The sequence below is a fragment of the Lishizhenia sp. genome (genome assembly GCF_033720595.1).
Classification (GTDB): Bacteria; Bacteroidota; Bacteroidia; order Flavobacteriales_D; family Crocinitomicaceae; genus Lishizhenia.
Genome location: NZ_JAWWCF010000006.1, coordinates 1 through 16,647, shown reverse-complemented (window position 1 = coordinate 16,647; position 16,647 = coordinate 1). Strand labels below are relative to the sequence as shown.

General features: G+C 37.9%; 17 protein-coding genes. 11 read left to right on the top strand and 6 right to left on the bottom strand.

What is annotated here, in order from left to right:
- The first annotated feature begins 84 nt into the window (after positions 1-84).
- Together R3333_RS01025 and R3333_RS01020 are read left to right on the top strand one after the other, a co-directional pair.
- Positions 85-4,164: a DUF2723 domain-containing protein gene (locus R3333_RS01025; protein ID WP_318956715.1), complete on the top strand. Its 4,080-nt coding sequence runs from the start codon at positions 85-87 to the stop codon at positions 4,162-4,164.
- Between the two features lie 10 nt (positions 4,165-4,174).
- On the top strand, positions 4,175-4,798 hold the full coding sequence (locus tag R3333_RS01020; RefSeq protein WP_318956714.1) for a polysaccharide deacetylase family protein: 624 nt from the start codon (positions 4,175-4,177) through the stop codon (positions 4,796-4,798).
- On the opposite strand, the gene R3333_RS01015 is transcribed toward R3333_RS01020, so the two are convergent.
- Both R3333_RS01015 and R3333_RS01010 read right to left on the bottom strand, forming a co-directional pair.
- Positions 4,773-5,282 (bottom strand): DUF2480 family protein, encoded by a 510-nt coding sequence (locus tag R3333_RS01015; RefSeq protein WP_318956713.1) that lies wholly within the window; start codon positions 5,280-5,282, stop codon positions 4,773-4,775. The genes R3333_RS01020 and R3333_RS01015 overlap by 26 nt on opposite strands.
- Before the next feature lie 11 nt (positions 5,283-5,293).
- On the bottom strand, positions 5,294-5,605 hold the full coding sequence (locus R3333_RS01010; protein WP_318956712.1) for a DUF59 domain-containing protein: 312 nt from the start codon (positions 5,603-5,605) through the stop codon (positions 5,294-5,296).
- 435 nt (positions 5,606-6,040) lie between these two features.
- On the opposite strand from R3333_RS01010, the gene R3333_RS01005 reads away from it, so the two are divergent.
- From R3333_RS01005 to sufD, 4 genes are all read left to right on the top strand, one after another.
- On the top strand, positions 6,041-6,364 hold the full coding sequence (locus R3333_RS01005) for a HesB/IscA family protein (RefSeq protein WP_090250225.1): 324 nt from the start codon (positions 6,041-6,043) through the stop codon (positions 6,362-6,364).
- Between the two features lie 228 nt (positions 6,365-6,592).
- Positions 6,593-8,038: a Fe-S cluster assembly protein SufB gene (sufB, locus tag R3333_RS01000; protein WP_318956711.1), complete on the top strand. Its 1,446-nt coding sequence runs from the start codon at positions 6,593-6,595 to the stop codon at positions 8,036-8,038.
- 84 nt (positions 8,039-8,122) lie between these two features.
- Positions 8,123-8,869 carry a Fe-S cluster assembly ATPase SufC gene (gene sufC / locus R3333_RS00995; RefSeq protein WP_318956710.1) on the top strand — a complete coding sequence of 249 codons (747 nt, stop codon included), beginning with the start codon at positions 8,123-8,125 and terminating at the stop codon, positions 8,867-8,869.
- 6 nt (positions 8,870-8,875) lie between these two features.
- Positions 8,876-10,132 (top strand): Fe-S cluster assembly protein SufD, encoded by a 1,257-nt coding sequence (gene sufD, locus R3333_RS00990; protein WP_318956709.1) that lies wholly within the window; start codon positions 8,876-8,878, stop codon positions 10,130-10,132.
- A 57-nt stretch (positions 10,133-10,189) separates the two neighbouring features.
- Here sufD and R3333_RS00985 read toward each other — a convergent pair whose 3' ends face one another.
- The 4 genes from R3333_RS00985 to R3333_RS00970 are packed head-to-tail and all read right to left on the bottom strand — an operon-like array spanning position 10,190 to position 12,244.
- A complete protein-coding gene (locus R3333_RS00985; protein WP_318956708.1) occupies positions 10,190-10,888 on the bottom strand; it encodes an SOS response-associated peptidase in 699 nt (232 codons plus the stop codon).
- Between the two features lie 15 nt (positions 10,889-10,903).
- A complete protein-coding gene (locus R3333_RS00980; RefSeq protein ID WP_318956707.1) occupies positions 10,904-11,200 on the bottom strand; it encodes an Hpt domain-containing protein in 297 nt (98 codons plus the stop codon).
- Positions 11,187-11,546 (bottom strand): response regulator, encoded by a 360-nt coding sequence (locus R3333_RS00975; RefSeq protein ID WP_318956706.1) that lies wholly within the window; start codon positions 11,544-11,546, stop codon positions 11,187-11,189. Before R3333_RS00975 ends, R3333_RS00980 begins: the two co-directional genes overlap by 14 nt.
- The gene (locus tag R3333_RS00970; protein ID WP_318956705.1) at positions 11,546-12,244 is read right to left on the bottom strand and encodes a LytTR family DNA-binding domain-containing protein; all 699 of its coding nucleotides are present in this window, start codon (positions 12,242-12,244) and stop codon (positions 11,546-11,548) included. The genes R3333_RS00975 and R3333_RS00970 overlap by 1 nt, the downstream gene beginning before the upstream one ends.
- A 133-nt stretch (positions 12,245-12,377) precedes the next feature.
- On the opposite strand from R3333_RS00970, the gene R3333_RS00965 reads away from it, so the two are divergent.
- From R3333_RS00965 to R3333_RS00945, 5 genes are all read left to right on the top strand, one after another.
- Positions 12,378-13,028, top strand: a complete 651-nt coding sequence (locus R3333_RS00965) for a YceI family protein (protein ID WP_318956704.1) — start codon at positions 12,378-12,380, stop codon at positions 13,026-13,028.
- 116 nt (positions 13,029-13,144) lie between these two features.
- Positions 13,145-15,799 (top strand): tetratricopeptide repeat protein, encoded by a 2,655-nt coding sequence (locus R3333_RS00960; protein WP_318956703.1) that lies wholly within the window; start codon positions 13,145-13,147, stop codon positions 15,797-15,799.
- A gap of 1 nt (position 15,800) precedes the next feature.
- Positions 15,801-16,235, top strand: coding sequence for a polymer-forming cytoskeletal protein (locus tag R3333_RS00955; protein ID WP_318956702.1), 435 nt, complete (start codon positions 15,801-15,803; stop codon positions 16,233-16,235).
- A gap of 2 nt (positions 16,236-16,237) precedes the next feature.
- Complete coding sequence (locus R3333_RS00950) at positions 16,238-16,477, top strand: AtpZ/AtpI family protein (protein WP_318956701.1); 240 nt, start codon at positions 16,238-16,240, stop codon at positions 16,475-16,477.
- Positions 16,467-16,647 (top strand): hypothetical protein (locus R3333_RS00945; RefSeq protein ID WP_318956700.1); only part of this gene is annotated, 181 nt, incomplete at its 3' end. The genes R3333_RS00950 and R3333_RS00945, both read left to right, overlap by 11 nt.

Here is a 16,647-nt window from a genome sequence, read left to right as displayed (position 1 = left end):
AAGCACGTTAGCATTTTTTAGTTTTTTAGATGACAACAGACTCGCTAAGATTGTTAAATTCGCGTACTGTACTAAGACAAAATTATGAACTATAAATCGCTTAATGTAACAATCGGTTGGTTGGTTTTCCTGATCGCTACCGCTGTTTACTTTATCACGCTAGAAGATACAGTTTCTTTATGGGACTGTGGAGAATACATCACAGCAGCTTATAAATTAGAGGTTGGTCACCCTCCCGGGGCACCGCTCTTTATGTTGTTTGGTAGATTGTTTACCTTCTTTACTTCACCAGATTCAGCTGCACTATGGATTAACCGTATGTCGGCATTGAGTAGTTCATTTACCATATTATTCATGTTCTGGTCCATTACAATGTTGGCTAAGAAGATGGCTTTCAAAGAAAGTAGAGTGTTATCCAAAGCTCAGCAAATTGCTATTTTAGGATCAGGTGTTGTTGGAGCCTTGGCTTATACCTTTACAGAATCATTCTGGTTCTCTGCCGTAGAAGGTGAAGTTTACGCCATGTCTTCTTTGTTTACAGCTGTTATATTCTGGGCACTATTAAAGTGGGATGAAGAGTCTACAGCGATTAAGCACGGAGAATTATCACCAGACATTCGTCCGATGCGTTGGATGATACTTATCATGTTCTTGTTTGGATTAGCGATAGGGGTCCACTTATTAGGATTGTTGGTGTTGCCTTGTATGGCTTACGTTATCATGTTCAACTACAAAGACAAAGTCGATTTAAAAACATTCATATTAACAGGAGTTATAGGGGTATTAGTTTTAGGATTTGTTCAGAATGGAGTAATTCCAAAAACGATAGACTTAGCGAGTTCTATGGAGGTTTGGTTTAAAAACTCATTGGGATTACCTTTCATGAGTGGTGCCATAACTTTCTTCGTTATCCTATTAGGACTATTAATTTTCGGTTTGTACTATACACGTAAGAAAGATTGGAAATTTACGAACTCAGCAATTTTAGGTTTAATTGTATTGTTCATTGGTTACGGTTCATTCGCTACTATTGTAATTCGTTCGAATGCCAACCCACCGTTGGATGAAAACAACCCAGAAAACTTAGTAACATTACACGCTTACTTAAAACGTGAGCAATACGGTTCTTGGCCGATAGGATACGGTCCATACTGGAACTCAAAAATGAACGAAGACAGATCGAAGTGGGGAGACCGTTCTCCTTTCTACGATAGACGATTCGTAATTACAACAAAAGGAGGAGCTGAAATCAAATCTTTCAAAGAAGAGAAAGATGCTTTAGCCTTCGTGGAAAAATCTGATAAGAAGTACGAAATCGTTGAAAAATACTTCGAAACGAATGCAGATAGTAGAGAAAATCAGGTGCCTACTTATTCTCAAAATACCATTTTCCCACGTATGTTCTTTTCTTCGGATGCGAACAAAATCAGAGGATACAAACAATGGTCTGGTTACGACGAAAATAGAAGAGTAAGCCCAAGTAAGTTAGGTAGTGATGATAAGCCATTACCAACTTTTGGAAACAATATTCAATACTTTTTAGATTACCAGGTAGGTTGGATGTACATGCGTTATTTCATGTGGAACTTTGCAGGTCGTCAGAACGATATTCAAGGTCACGGTGATGCCATGCGTGGAAACTACAAGTCAGGATTTGACTTCATTGACCAACAGCGTTTGGGAGCGATGGGAGAAAATGAACCTCACCCATCGAAGTCTAACCCAAGTAACAACAGTTTCTATTTCTTACCACTTATTTTTGGTTTAATAGGAATGTTCTTCCACTATAGAAAAGCACCAAAGGATGCCTTTGTAGTTACCTTGTTGTTCTTCTTTACTGGTTTTGCAATCTTGGTGTACTTGAACCAGAAACCGTTTGAACCGAGAGAAAGAGATTATGCCTATGCGGCTTCTTTCTATGCCTTCGCTTTCTGGATAGGATTATCTGTTTACGGATTATTTGAGGCGTATAAAAACTTTACAAAAGACGATCAATCAAAATTAATGGCTTCTGCAGGTGTCTTATTGGCTTTCTGCGCAGCAATTGGTTTTGGAGCAGGAATGAGTGTCTTCCTTTCAGGAGTTATCATTGTGCTTATCGGATTGGCAATTATTTACTTGTTCATACTTATGAATAAAGTGGTGAAAGGAGCTTCAGGTGCCTCTATAGGTGCGGTTCTTATCGCAATGATAGCACCAATTATTTTAGGTGTTCAGGGATGGGATGATCACGATAGAAGTGAGCGTTACTTTGCCCGCGATTTGGCTTACAACTATTTAATTGGATGTGAGCAAAACTCTATCTTGTTTACCAATGGAGATAACGATACCTTCCCATTATGGTACTTGCAAGAGGTAGAAGGTAAGCGCACTGATGTTAGGGTGTGTAACTTATCGTTAATGCAAACAGACTGGTACACCAACCAAATGAAGATGCGTGCTTACGATTCAGACCCATTACCAATTAAATTTACAGAAGATCAAATCTTGATGCACGCAGGTAGTTCTGATGTTATAGAATTGAACAGTTTCTTTGTTCAGGATATGGCAACCAAAAAACCAGAGCTGTTTAAAGAGGTGATGGCTTTGAAAATTAAGCACAATAAAGTAGCGTTTAACAGAGCAATTCTTTCGTTCAGATCTAGTTTGGCGAATGCAATGGGGTCTATGACCGCGAAGAATGCGAAGATGAACCAAAACTTGCCTGTATTACAAGCGAAGTTGATGGAGCCGTTAGAGAATCCTTCGATTAATGACTATTTAACGATCAACGCAACAGTAGATAAGATTTTGGACATGTACCAAAAAGGAGAGTTGAATGCAGATCAAAACTTGATTCAGCAATTGTTTGAGGCAAGTAAGAACTGGGAGTCTTCTTTCGATTACTTACCGGCTAAATATGTAATGGAGTTCTTGAGAAATGACGATAACATGTTTATGGCACCAAACAATGGTGGAACTGTTCGTTTCTTCCCTTCTAAAGGATTGATTTTCGATATCGATCCAGATAAGGTAGTGAAGTCAGGATTGATTACAGAAGGTGAGAAAGAAATGTGTCCTTCAGAAATGAGAATTTCTTTTGCGAAAGGACCTGTGTTTAGATCAGATGTTTCTCGCTTAACGCGTGAAGAAGTAATGATGTTAGACGCTATCGTAAACAGTGAATGGGAAAGAGCGGTATACTACTCTTCACCTTATGGATCTGACGTAAGTAAGGCATTCTACCAAGCAGGTGCTTTAGTGCAAAGTGGAGCTGTTTATGCTTTAACACCATTAAGAGGTCAAGCCGCTAAAACAAACTCTCGTTTAGCATCTTACGATTGTTACATGAACGAATACAAATTCGGTAACCTTAAAGGAGAAAGCGTTGTAGCAGATTACTACGTGAGAAGACATACCAACCAATACAGAAGAGATTTCTTCCAATTGGCATCGGATTACGAAGAAATTTACTCTGCACAGTATGGACAACAGTTGAGAAATATAGATGCTCAATTGGGTAACCTAGAGTTATTGAACAATCCTTCTGACCAAGAGGTGATAGATTCTTTGAAAACGAAACGTGAGCAATTGTTAACGGAAGGTGAAGCTGTTAGGGATACTGTATTAATGATCTTGAACAAATCTTTAGAAGAGATTCCATTAAACAAAGTATTGGATATGGGTGAGCCAATGGCGAACGGAGGTTTAACGGTTCGTGTTAACGCTGGAGGTTCTGTTCAAAACCAACAGATTGCTCCTAACTACATTGATGGGGTTATAGCGAATTATGTAATAATGATGTACCAAGTGGACGCGAATGAAGAAGCAGATGCTTTAGCAAGACAATACTTGGAACAATTGGAAACATACGTTAACTTCTTTGAAAACTCATCTGCAGATGTGGCTTACAACAATAGCAAAGATTTCATCGCTTCAACGACAAACTTATTGAGAGTTGTAGCTACGGTAAATTCAGCGAGTGCTTCTAACGAAGAGCTTGTAGAATATGCTAATGGATTAGAAAATCGTTTGACTTCTGCTGTAGAAGGTATAGTTAAAGGGTTAAAAGAGATGGAAAGAGGACAACGTGTTGTTGGAGGTTCTAAAGCAACAGAGTTCTACTATATCTACTCGGCAATGCAACAACAAATATTAGGAGCGGGTCCAGTAGATCCAATCTAAAAATAGAATAATGCAACTTTTTAAAACTCCAGTTTTCGTTCAAAAGGTATTCCCGAGGCGAAACTGGAGTTTTTCTGTTTCTAGCCCTAGTATTTTCCTCACTTTTGATGATGGACCAGAACCCACGGTTACACCTCAAATCTTGGACATGTTGAAGTCCTACAATGCTAAAGCTACCTTTTTTTGTGTAGGCGAAAATGTTCGTAAACACCCAGCTTTATTTAATCGTTTGAAGTTGGAAGGTCACGCAGTAGGAAATCATACCATGCATCATAAGCATGCGCTTAAATTTGGAATGAAGGAATACCTCAAGGATGTAGCAGCGGCAGATCGCTACATACGGAGTAAATTATTCCGTCCACCGTACGGACGTTTAGACGGGGTAAAGGGAGCAGCGCTTCAAAAAGACTATCATATTGTAATGTGGTCCTTTTTAACCTATGATTACGATGTGAATGTGGCTCTAGAAGAAGTGAAGGATAGGTTGAAAGCACTAAAGCCTGGTGATATTGTTGTTTTACACGACAATAAAAAGTCCAAAGAAAGATCTCTGGACTTGTTGGAATATATTTTAAAAATGTGTTTTGCTAAAGGTTGGAAGTGCGTGGCTATTTCCTCGGAGCTTTGTAAATAGGAACCGTAGAACAAGGTTCTCCATACATTAAACTCTTCACTTCATTTTGTAGGTAAGTCACCAAATAAGTCATTGCAAAATTGGGAACGGCAATATCTGCACACCCCTTTACAATCACTCGTTCATCTGTAAAATCTGCAGGGTTGATTTCCTCAATTTTAGCTTTGATGAGTTGCTTAGACATTTCGTCCTTTGATCCTACAATGTGTTTGATATTGTGCTTTTGTAAATACGAAGCTACGAGCATAAAAGCCCATGTAGGAACGATGGCATCAGCAGAGCAGATAATAGCAACGGCCTTACCTTCGTAGGTGTTCCAATCGAAATCTTTTAAAGCAGCTCTAAAATCTTTCTCTTTTAAAATGAGTTCTTGCCACAAGAAATCTTTAATATCGAAAGTAAGCACTTGCTCATTCGGGATGAACTGTGCCAAGTCTATGGTTTTAAGACCACTGTTTTTTACTTTGTTTACGATTTCGTCCATGGTGCAAATGTTTACAAGAAACCTAATTCTAATTGTGCTTCTTCACTCATCATGCTTTTATCCCAAGGTGGATCGAAAACGATTTCCACTTTTGCCGAGGCAACTTCTTCTATCGCTGCAGTTTTGTCCTCTACCTCTTTCGGTAAAGATTCTGCTACCGGACAGTTGGGTGAAGTCAAGGTCATGTCAATAAAAACATTGTTTTCCTTGTCAATTTTAACTTCGTATATCAATCCTAATTCGTAGATGTCTACAGGGATTTCTGGATCGTGTATTGTTTTTAATACACTTACAATTTTATTTTCTAATTCTTTCTTGCTCATCGTCATAAAACTTGGGCAAAGGTAATGGTTTTTTCATGAATAGATGTGTCGTCTTTTGAACGCAAATGTCTTTCTCTTGTAAACTAGAATAGGAAGAGGGCGAGTAGCGGCATGCCACGCGGACAAAGCTTACTTGTACTTAGGGTGACAAAGCGACGGGAAGAAGCTCTTGTTGGCCTTAGTGAAAGTTGGTTTTGGCAAGTGGTATAGAGCGGATGACCCGACGCCACACCAAGGTTCTTGGGGTGGGGGATTCTCCAAACAAAGAAGGAGGAATCCTAAGAATAGAAAGAAATGCTAAAACGTTACATAATATCATTTTAAATAGTTGTTTCAATACCACAAATTCGGTATTTTTGCGCCAAATATTGATTCTATTTAAATTAAATCTAAATAAATCGGTATACAGTGTAGAACGAAAGTAGGATAACAGATATGATTAAAGTAACAGAATCAGCAAAACAGCAGGCGCTTAAGCTCATGGCTGAAGACGGCAAAGACGGGTACTTTATCCGTGTAGGCGTTCAAGGTGGTGGATGCTCTGGGTTAATGTATCAGTTAGATTTTGATAACGAAGACAAAGAGGGTGATAAAGCCTTTGAAGACAACGGTATAAAAATAGTAGTTGACAAGAAAAGCTACCTGTATTTAATAGGTACAACCTTAGATTTTTCTGGCGGTTTAAATGGTAAGGGATTCATTTTCTCTAACCCGAATGCCGACAGAACTTGTGGATGTGGAGAAAGTTTTAGCGTATAAATTGGAGATTACAAAAGCAAATCTCAAATTTTCAAAGCGAAAGACAGAAACTACACAGGAAAAGAACTATTGAATGAATTAATTTCTATTCTGGAGGATGTGTCCAAACAAATTACTGGACTTAGTCAAGTGTTTTAAGGAGGCAAAAATCAGAGGAAATAAATATTAATACATAAACAATTAGGTGGAGGGAATTTTGAATTTCCAATATCGAATTAACTTATTTAAATGGGCTATACAGAGGAAGAATTAGCGGAAGATTTAAAAAACCAGGAGTATAAATTCGGGTTTACAACGAATATAGAATCTGATAAGGCACCGAAAGGGTTGAACGAGGATATCATTCGTTTTATTTCTGCGAAGAAGAACGAGCCAGAATGGTTGTTAGAGTATAGGTTGAATGCCTACAGAGTTTGGACGAAAATGGTGGAGCCAGATTGGGCACACATCAAATATGAGAAGCCAGATTTTCAGGATATCACTTATTACTCTGCTCCTAAGCAAAATAAAAAATACGAATCTTGGGACGATGTTGAACCAGAGATGAAAGAAACCATGAAAAAATTGGGGATTTCTATGGAAGAGCAACAACGTTTAACAGGTACAGCAGTAGATTTCGTGATGGATTCTGTTTCTGTAGCAACTTCGTTTAAATCGAAATTAAAAGAGTTGGGTATCATCTTTATGTCTTTCTCTGAGGCAGTTCAAGAGCACCCAGACTTAGTTAAAAAATATTTAGGAACAGTGGTTCCTACTTCGGATAACTTCTATGCAGCATTAAACTCGGCGGTGTTTACAGATGGATCTTTCTGTTACATTCCAAAAGGAGTTAGATGTCCCATGGAATTATCAACGTACTTCAGAATTAACGAATCAGGTACAGGTCAGTTTGAGCGTACTTTGGTGGTTGCAGATGAAGGGGCTTACGTATCATACTTGGAAGGGTGTACAGCACCACAACGTGATGAGAACCAGTTGCACGCAGCAGTGGTTGAATTGATCGCTTTAGACGATGCTGAGATTAAATACTCAACAGTTCAGAACTGGTACCCTGGAGATAAAGATGGAAAAGGTGGAATTTTCAACTTCGTAACGAAGCGTGGAATGTGTCATACCAACTCTAAAATTTCTTGGACACAAGTTGAAACCGGTTCAGCTGTAACGTGGAAGTACCCATCTTGTATCTTAAAAGGAGATAACTCAGTAGGTGAGTTTTACTCAGTGGCAGTTACCAATAACTACCAAATGGCAGATACGGGAACAAAAATGATCCACTTAGGGAAGAATACAAAGAGTACAATTATCTCTAAAGGTATTTCTTCTGGACATTCACACAACTCGTACAGAGGACTGGTACAAATCCATAAGAATGCGGAGAACGCACGTAACTTCTCACAATGTGATTCATTGTTGATGACAGATACTTCTGGAGCGCACACTTACCCATACATAGAATGTAAGAACCCAACGGCTAAAATTGAGCACGAGGCAACTACTTCTAAAATTGGAGAAGATCAAATTTTCTACTGTTTACAAAGAGGAATTTCTGAAGAGAAAGCTATCTCCTTAATTGTAAATGGTTATGCCAAAGAAGTATTGAACAAGTTACCGATGGAGTTCGCAGTAGAGGCGCAAAAATTATTAGCGATTTCTTTAGAGAACTCAGTAGGATAGGAAAAAGAATTAAAGTAGTAAAATCAGAAGAATTAAAGGAGGACGTTAAGGTTCGACTTAAATTTTGAATTTAGAATAACAGTTATGTTAACAATAAAGAATCTCCACGCAAAAGTGGAAGACAAGGATATCTTAAAAGGATTAAACTTAGAAGTTAAAGCAGGAGAAGTTCATGCTATCATGGGACCAAACGGAGCAGGTAAATCAACTTTAGCTTCAGTATTGGCAGGTAAAGATGGTTACGAAGTTACAGAAGGATCTGTAGACTTTGATGGGACTGACTTGTTAGACTTGGAAACGGAAGATAGAGCCAGAGAAGGTTTGTTCTTGGCGTTCCAATACCCTGTTGAGATTCCTGGTGTTTCTAACATCAACTTCTTACGTACGTCTATTAACGAAATTAGAGAGTACAAAGGTGAAGAGCCTATCTCTGCTAAAGACTTTATGGCACGTGTAAAAGAGAAGTCTGCTTTGGTACAGTTAGATGCTAAATTGGCATCTCGTTCTGTAAACGAAGGATTCTCTGGTGGTGAGAAGAAAAGAAACGAGATCTTCCAAATGGCCATGTTAGAGCCGAAATTAGCGATCTTGGATGAAACAGATTCTGGATTAGATATCGATGCATTGCGTATTGTTGCAGATGGTGTAAACAAGTTGAAAAACGAAGGAAACGCTATCGTAGTTATTACGCACTACCAACGTTTATTAGATTACATCGTGCCAGACAAAGTTCACGTATTGGCGGATGGACAAATCATCAAAACTGGTCCAAAAGAATTGGCACTAGAATTAGAAGATAAAGGATACGATTGGTTAACTGAAAAGGCATAATTCCTCATGGAAATAGCACAAGAAAATAAAGTACTTCAATTCGTAGAAAATCTTTCTGTAGGTAATGATTTACCAACATACAGAGCGATGGCGAAAGATGCCTTAGCGGGTATGGATTTCCCAACTACGCGTGTTGAAGATTGGAAATATACACGTGTAACACGTATTACCAAGCAAAATTACAAAAGCGTTGAAGCAACTGCAGATGCAAGTGCTTACCGCATTCCAAACATGGATGCCAACGTAATGGTTTTTGTAAACGGTTTTTACGATGCTGCACAGTCTTCTATTGAGGCGCAAGAAGGGGTTACAATCTCTGCGGTTGCCGACATGGATTTAGAAGATTACTTAGACAAATTAGATAGCATAGACGAAAACGTTTTCTCTTTGATTAACAAGGCGTACTACACGGGTGGTGCTTTTGTGAGAGTGGAGAAAAAAGTAGTTGCTGCCAAACCTTTGCACATTATTCATATCACTACTGGTGAGGGAGTAATTGCCAACACACGTCACTTTATTGATGTAGATCAAAGCGCAGAAATGGAAGTGATTTGCTCGCACCATTCTGTAAATGCCGCGGAGAGTTTCTCTAATGTGGTATTAGAAGGGTCTGTGGGTGTAAACGCTGGTTTAAAAGTACACAAGTTACAATTAGAGGAGTTGGATATGTTCCACATCTCTACGGAGAACTTCATCCAAGAAAAAGATGCACGTTTTGATATCAATACGATTACTTTAGGTGGGTTGTTGGTACGTAACGGTTTAAACATTTTGGTTGACGGTGAAAACTGTGACACGATGTTGAACGGTGTATACTTAACCAAAGACAAGCAATTGGTAGATAACCATACTTTCGTTGATCACTTGCAAGCACACTGTGTTTCTGATGAGATGTACAAAGGTGTAATGGATGGTAAAAGTAAAGCCGTATTTAACGGGAAAGTTATCGTAAGAGAAGATTCTCAGAAGATAGAAGCTTTCCAAGCAAACGGTAACGTGTTGTTGTCGAGAGATGCTGAAGTTAATGCGAAGCCAGAGTTAGAGATTTACGCAGATGACGTGAAATGTTCACACGGTTGTACAATTGGTCAGTTAGACGAAGAAGGAATCTTCTACTTAAGAGCAAGAGGACTTGGAAAGAAAAGTGCTGAGCAGTTAATGACGCAAGCTTTCATCGGTGAGGTGATAGAGCGTGTGAAAAACGAAACAGTTCAAGAATACATTTATACACAATTCGAAGAAAGATTCGGTTGGGTAAGATAAAATAAGTTTGTTACTTGTTAGAACCTCCGTTGCTTGATGTAGCGGAGGTTTTTTTGTTTAAAATAAACTCCCTTGAAAGAAGTCCTTGTTATGAAATTCTTCCTGCACTTCTTTACGATTGGGCTGTGGAGAATTGATGATTTTTCTGTTGATTTCTATAGCCTTCATTTCCTCTGAGGGGAAGAGTTGAAGGTCCTGTGCTTTCATTTCATTATGTACCCATGCGCTTTCTTGATCAGCAGGTAGAATAATGGGCATGCGTTTCTTGGTGTTGTGTATTTCTGCCATCAATTCATTGGCTGCACAGGTTAGCATAGAAAAGCTTTTCACGGCTTTGCCTTCTGGGTTTATCCACGTGTCGTAAATACCCGCAAAAGAATAAAGCGCTTGGTCTTTTACAGTGATGAAGTAAGGGACTTTAGTTTTGCCTAAAGTTTGCCATTCAAAAAAACCTGTGCTGGGTATTAAGCAATGATTGCGTTCAATCACATTTTTAAAAGATGCTTTCTCGTGCACGGTTTCAACACGTGCGTTCAAGGTGTTGTTGTGTATCTCTTTGGGGTCTTTTCTAAACCATGAAGGGATGAGTCCCCATTCCATCATTTCAAGCCCTTGATCGGTAATAACGGGCCAAGTGGGGTGAGAAAATGCACTGACGTAAAAAGTGGGTGCTAATTGAAAGTTGACCTGTGCACTTAACTTGTATTTGTCTTTGAAAGACTCAGTTTTACTTGTTAGTGAATTACTATAGCACATGGTTTTTTCTTTGGTTTAGGACGAAGAATTTTGAGCACTGAAAGCGGCAATTTGTTGAAATTCCTCTCGTATTGCCTCTATATGCTCTTTGTTCAGTGGGTCTGATTCTGCTAAATCAATGTACGAACTAATTTTTTTAAGTCCGAGCATGTTTGCTCCACCTTTTAATTTATGCAAGGTTTTAAATTCGTGATCTTCATTGTTTGCTTGAAGTCCCTGCACTAAATTTTTATTGCTTTCAACAAACATTTTTAAGGCCTTGTTGTAAACGGCTGGAGAGTATTGGTGTGCAATTTTCTCATCTATTTCCATGTTGTAGAGCTTTAATAGTTTCCAAGCTTAATTCGTGTTTGTCAATGAAATTAACATTTGGATTTAAGGATGAAAATTCACTTTTCACGCGATTATCACTTGTAAATACGGTCACAGATGTATTGGATAAGTCGTACTCCTGGTTCAATTTCGTCCAAAGTTGAAAACCTGAAAAAGCAGGCATGTTTACGTCCATAAGGAGTATACAGTCCTCAACTGAGGGGGTGTTTGCTAAGAATTGTACAGCGCTATCATAGGCAACGAAATCTATTCCTTCATCGGAAAGTAAATTCTCAAATATGAAATGGGTGATATGATCGTCGTCTATGAGTATTACTTTTTGCATTACAAGTCGAAGGTGTTGATGCTATCGCTGAATTCTTTTTTATAAGAACGCCCGATAGGTATAATTTTTTTACCGATGACAATAGCGCCATCTTCAATCTTTTCAATTTTATTCATGTTCACAATGTAAGATCTGTGTACACGTTTGAAGAGTTCATCAGGAAGTTTTGAATACGCATTTTTTAACGTTCCATTCATGATGAATTTTGTTTCTGCTGTGTAGATTTGAACATAATCACCTAAAGCTTCAACATAGGTAATGTCTTCAATTTTAATACGCTTATAACCGTCACCTGTTTTTAAGAATACATGCTCTTTTCCTTCTTCAACTGCTCCCGCTGGTTCAGGTGCAAGACTAGATTTCAATTTAAGCAAGGCTTGTGTTAAACGCGGTAAAGTAATGGGCTTTAAGAGATAGTCGATGGCATTTAATCCATACGCATCTACAGCGTACTCCTTTTTACTCGAAATAAAAACAATTTTTGTTTCAGGAAGAATAGAGTTAGCAAACTCCACTCCTGTTAGACCAGGCATCTCAACGTCTAAAAAAATTACGTCGGGTTTTTGTTTTAAATAATTTTCCAACGCCGTAATAGGACTTTCAAAACTCCCAATAACCTCAGTTCCGCCTATGCTCTCTAGCATATCAGAAATTAAAAATCGAGTGGTGCTGTCGTCGTCAATTATAAAACATTTCATCTAAACAAATTTACACAATAAATCAAAAAGTTGTTTAATATAAGAATTTATGTTCGTCTTAAGTAGCTTGAGAAATATTTAGTTTGTTCTAAGCAAATTATTACCTTTAAGCAAAATCTAAAATAAGAGAAAAATGAAAAAGTCGTTTCTAGGATTGATGGCCTTAAGTACAGTATTGTTCTCATGTTCTGGTGAGTCTAACACTGAAGATACAACAGCGAAGAAAGAAGAAGTAAAGATTGAAAACTGTTACTACGCTTACGACGCAACGTCAACAGAAATGAATTGGACAGCTTATAAGTTTATTCGTAAAGCTGGAGTTAGTGGAACTTTTGATGTGATTAACGTAGAAGGTCCAGAGAAAAGTGCAGATTTAGAAGGTATGATTCAGCAATTGTCTTTTGAAATTCCTGTAAACTCTGTAAATTCTAACGAGGCAAGTAGAGATAAGAAAATAGATTCTTTGTTTTTTGGAGCTATGAATAATACTGCTCTAATCACAGGGAAAGTATTGGCGTTAAATGAAGATGGTTCGGCAGATTTAGAAGTTACTATGAATGATGTGACGCAAACAATCAACGGAAAGTATACCTTGAACAATGAAACATTCACATTTGATGCTGAAATTGATGTATTCAATTGGGATGGTCAAGAAGCAATAAATAGCTTAAATGAAGCATGTAAAGATTTACATACTGACGTTGTAAATGGTGATACAGAATCTAAGTTGTGGCCAGACGTTACTTTAAGCTTTTCTACTGTATTTAAGAAGGATTGCGAATAATCATTAAAATACTCAGAAAATAAGGTCGGTACTAAAATTACCGGCCTTTTTTATTTCTTTAGCCAATTAATAATATTTTTGTTTTTTTAGAGTTTATAAAGGAAATCAAAAGCGCGTTGAAAAAATATACTGTATATATCCTATCCCTAATTATGGTGGTGTTAGTCGTTGTGGCTTGTACTACCGAGAAAAACACCTTTGTTACTCGTACTTATCATGGAACAACAGCGCGTTTCAATGGTTACTTTAATGCCACAGAATTAGTACGCATTGGTCTCGAAGATTATCGAAAATCTACCCCAGAAAATTATTACGAAGTATTACCAATAGAAAGATTGCCCAATGAGGATGAAGCGGTAACCTTATATCCTGCATTAGATACAGCGATTTCGAAATGTTCGGAAGTAATTGGTAAGCACGCCATGCCGAATATGAACGATATTTCCAGGAAAAAAGACGAATGGAATAACTGGATTGATGAGAATTGGATCATGATAGGTAAGGCAGAGTTCTACAAAACGAAGTACGACAATGCCCGTGAAGCTTTTGAATATGTGCGTTTGTTTTATGTAAATGATCCTTCCAAATATACAGCTATGCTGTGGTTGGCAAAGTGTGATATGGCACAAGGAGATTTAACTTCTGCAGGATTAAAATTGCGAAGGTTAGATGCGTTGGCAATTCAAATAGAAGAGGAACATGAAGATGATCCTTTGATTCAGTTTAAGAAAGATGAAGACGCTATTGCAGAGTTTCCGAAAAGATTTGAGGTAGAATTGGCAAAAACCAAAGCCGAACTTGAATTGAAGAAAAAAGATGAGCAAAAAGCAATTCAATATTTAATAGAGGCTGTTGGACACAGTAAAGATAAAGATGAACGAGCAAGGTTGAATTTTATCATTGCTCAATTGTATGCCAAGCAAGAGAGTCCAGAAGCAAGAACCTTCTTTACTGCAGCCATTAAAAAGAACTCAGATTTCGAAATGATTTTCTACGCCAAAATTAACCGAGCATTAGCCGGTGGTGATGGTGATGAGAAAATCATAAAGGAGTTAAAGAAAATGCTCAAAGATGCGAAGAACTTAGAGTATAAAGATCAAATATATTATGCCCTAGCCGATATCGCATTAGACAATGGAGATGAGCCTTTGGGAATGAGTTACCTTACACAGTCTGTGTTCTATTCTTTGAATAACAATTATCAAAAAGGGATTAGTTACGAGCGTATGGGAACTATTTCTTACGATAAGAAGGATTACGTCCGCGCACAGAAATATTACGATAGTTCAGCTAATGTTTTGCCCGACGATTATGCGCAAAAAGAACTTATTCTGAATAAGGCCAACAAGCTTTCAGACCTTGTAAGAGCTATTGATTTAGTAAACTATGAAGATAGTGTTCAGCGTATTGCAAAAATGGATGAGTCTGCCCGTGCTGACTACTTGAAAGATCTTGTTAAACAACTTGAAAAGGAAGAGAAAGAGCGCAAAGAGGCAGAAGCTAGAAGGTTAGAAGAGCTACGTGCCTTGAAGGAAGGCTTGGAAGTTCAAAATAATGGTCAAGGTGGAAAATGGTACTTCAATAATTCTAAAAGCATAGCTGAAGGATTTAATGAGTTTAGAAGAATTTGGGGACAAAGAGAGGATGAAGATAACTGGAGACGTTCCAACAAGATTGAAGTCCTTGAGTTTGAAATGGCCGAGAACGATTCTATCCCACAAGACTCCATTCCTGTTCCAGAAAAAGAAGAGCCAGGATTTAGCGTCGATAAATTGATGGCTGATTTACCTTTGACAGATTCTCTTATACAAGTAAGTAATGAAAAAATCATGAAAGCATTGTACACTTCAGGTATGATTTACAAAAATCAATTGCTAGAAAAAGAGTTGGCCGTAGAACAATTCAAGGATGCTTTAAGTAGAGACCTGAAAGAAGATCAACATGACTTATTATCTGCATTTCAGCTGTATGAGATTCACAAAAGTGGGGACCCAGGATTGTCATCTCACTACAGGTCGTATATCATGAACAATTATCCAAATAGTGATTATGCGAATTACTTAAGAGATCCAGATTACTTCAAGAAGAAGAAAGAAATGGATAAACTTAACTTGGAAGATTACTTGAGATATGTGAAACGTTATGAACAAGGAATGTATTACCCGGTTATCACTAAAGCGAAAAAAGTGATTGCAGAGGAGCCTGATAATGAATTCAGATCTAAGTATATGTTGTTACAGGCTATGGCTACTGGTCAGGTTAAAGATGATAAAACAGAAATGTTGCCGGTGTTGCAAATGTTGGTTGAAGAATTTCCTGGAACCCCAGAAGCAGAAAGAGCTCGTGAATTAATTGGATTGATAAAAAATGGAGTTCCTGCAAATGAGCCAGTGGACTTTAGTATGCCTGTTGAAATATTTAATTACGATAATGCTGCAGAATACTATGTAATGGTTTACCTTGTGGGTGATGAATCTACAACAGACGCCAGAACATCTATTGCTAATTTCAATAGAGAGTTTTTTGGAAGAGAACGTTTAAGATCGCCAGAAGCTCAGATTTACAGTGAAGATGTGAGTTTTGTAGTTGTTAAGAAATTTAAAGAGAAGGCAGATGCCGAAGACTATGTAAGAGTGTTCAAGCGCACGAAAAAGCACTTGGGCAATTTGCAAACCAATAAAATAATCTATATCTCCCCGGAAAACTACCGCACACTGCTAAAAGACAAGAAACTAAAGGAGTACGAACAATTCTTTAACGATAATTATTAAGATGTTAAAAGGAAGCAAGAACAGTAAAGTAGTAGATTCACCAGACAGATTAAACAGATTAGTATCAGGATCCAGAATGGAGGGATACTTAAAAACGGAGAGTAGTTTAAGAATAGATGGTGAAGTAGTAGGGAACATCGAATGTGCTGCAAAGTTAGTAGTAGGAGTTGAGGCTCAGATTACAGGTGACATAGTAGCCTACGAAGTAGAAGTAGAAGGAAAGATTGAAGGGAATGTGAAGGTAGAAGATGTTTTAACTTTGCGTTCAACGGCTTTAATCAACGGTGATATGACTACAGCCCGATTGGTGATAGAAGACGGTGCTGAATTTAACGGCGATTGTAAAATGAGTGGTGTGGCTACTCCCGTGGCAACATCCAACCGTAAGAAAAAGAAAAATAAAGAGGTCGAGAAAGAGGCCGAATTAGTATACTAAATATGGACTTACTTCCGAAAAATAAAGGGACTTACACCAAGTTTATCAGGTTTACTGGACTTGGGATTCAAATGGGAGTTTCCATATGGTTAGGAAGTTTGATTGGAGAATGGTTGGATAATAAATATCCCTCAGAGCACATTTCTTATTATAAGGTAGTTACCCTATTTGTTGTGTTTGGGTCTATATTCTCCATTATACGCCAAGTAATCAAAATAAGTAATCAAGACGATGAAGAGTAGTGTGGTGAAGCGTATGGTAATTGTATCTGCAATTATTATAGCGACGCTTTTTTTAGGTGAGATGATACACCTGAGCATAGTAGAGAAGAATAACTTTAAAGTAGATCTTCAAATCAGTAAACTTTATTACTTCTTCGGATTCGGAACATTATTTACCTATCTCCTTTTGG

Bases quoted from the DNA above. Each gene is read 5' to 3' on its own strand.
- R3333_RS01025 (WP_318956715.1), top strand. From the start codon at position 85: ATGAACTATAAATCGCTTAATGTAACAATCGGTTGGTTGGTTTTCCTG.
- R3333_RS01020 (WP_318956714.1), top strand. From the start codon at position 4,175: ATGCAACTTTTTAAAACTCCAGTTTTCGTTCAAAAGGTATTCCCGAGG.
- R3333_RS01015 (WP_318956713.1), bottom strand. From the start codon at position 5,282: ATGGACGAAATCGTAAACAAAGTAAAAAACAGTGGTCTTAAAACCATA.
- R3333_RS01010 (WP_318956712.1), bottom strand. From the start codon at position 5,605: ATGAGCAAGAAAGAATTAGAAAATAAAATTGTAAGTGTATTAAAAACA.
- R3333_RS01005 (WP_090250225.1), top strand. From the start codon at position 6,041: ATGATTAAAGTAACAGAATCAGCAAAACAGCAGGCGCTTAAGCTCATG.
- sufB (WP_318956711.1), top strand. From the start codon at position 6,593: ATGGGCTATACAGAGGAAGAATTAGCGGAAGATTTAAAAAACCAGGAG.
- sufC (WP_318956710.1), top strand. From the start codon at position 8,123: ATGTTAACAATAAAGAATCTCCACGCAAAAGTGGAAGACAAGGATATC.
- sufD (WP_318956709.1), top strand. From the start codon at position 8,876: ATGGAAATAGCACAAGAAAATAAAGTACTTCAATTCGTAGAAAATCTT.
- R3333_RS00985 (WP_318956708.1), bottom strand. From the start codon at position 10,888: ATGTGCTATAGTAATTCACTAACAAGTAAAACTGAGTCTTTCAAAGAC.
- R3333_RS00980 (WP_318956707.1), bottom strand. From the start codon at position 11,200: ATGGAAATAGATGAGAAAATTGCACACCAATACTCTCCAGCCGTTTAC.
- R3333_RS00975 (WP_318956706.1), bottom strand. From the start codon at position 11,546: ATGCAAAAAGTAATACTCATAGACGACGATCATATCACCCATTTCATA.
- R3333_RS00970 (WP_318956705.1), bottom strand. From the start codon at position 12,244: ATGAAATGTTTTATAATTGACGACGACAGCACCACTCGATTTTTAATT.
- R3333_RS00965 (WP_318956704.1), top strand. From the start codon at position 12,378: ATGAAAAAGTCGTTTCTAGGATTGATGGCCTTAAGTACAGTATTGTTC.
- R3333_RS00955 (WP_318956702.1), top strand. From the start codon at position 15,801: ATGTTAAAAGGAAGCAAGAACAGTAAAGTAGTAGATTCACCAGACAGA.
- R3333_RS00950 (WP_318956701.1), top strand. From the start codon at position 16,238: ATGGACTTACTTCCGAAAAATAAAGGGACTTACACCAAGTTTATCAGG.